The following is a 740-nucleotide window of genomic DNA, read 5'->3' as shown; positions in this document are numbered from 1 at the left end:
CTCTTGAATTCAGCAAACAGGGCGTAAGGGGGGGCATTGTACCGTAATGACGGGGTTTCGCTAAGTTGTCTGCTCTGGTTCAGCCAACGGCTAGAGTATGTAGAATGGGCGGTTTATTTGACCGCAGGCCGGGATGGCTTGCCGGGTTCCGGTTCAACAGAGGAATGAAAATGATAATACTGGGTCTCCACACAGGGCACGATGCTGGCGCCGCTGTATTCAGAGATGAGAAGCTGGTTTCTTTCTGCAAGGAAGAGCGGGTCAGCCGGATTAAGAACGATGGCGGTTTTTTTGCTCTGGCTTCCATTGATGAAGCGCTGGATGCTGTAGGGCTAACCCGCAAGGATGTGGATGTTGTTGCCTTGACGCGTACCCGTATCCCGGAGCATACGTTTCGCAAGACCAGCCACCCGGTACAGACGCTCAAACGCAAGTTGATGCCTGCGCCAACACGAGATCTGAACCTGGCGGGGCAAATGCGCAAAACCGGGCTGGATGAAACGGCGTTGATCGATCAGAGCTTGCTTCGAAAAGCGCTGGGTGTGGGGCCTAAAACCGAGATTTATTTTGCCAACCATCACTATTGTCATGTGGCAGCGGCTTGGTATTACACCGATTGGGATGAAGGCCTTTTCCTGAGCTGTGACGGTGGTGGGGATTATGCCCAATACTCCGCGTATCTCGACGCCGGAAAGGGACTGGAGTGCGTGTTGGGTGGTGATGAGACGCTGAAGACGCCA

At 53.9% G+C, this 740-nt stretch carries 1 protein-coding gene; it reads left to right on the top strand.

The genetic code is table 11. The features are described from left to right. Positions 1-170 precede the first annotated feature (170 nt). Positions 171-740, top strand: a 570-nt coding sequence (locus tag A3754_RS22575; protein WP_197468788.1) for a carbamoyltransferase N-terminal domain-containing protein, incomplete at its 3' end; no start/stop codon positions are given.

It is taken from the genome of Alcanivorax sp. HI0083, from assembly GCF_001635175.1.
Note: the sequence above shows the minus strand (reverse complement) of the source record. Positions and strands in the feature narration are given on the sequence as shown.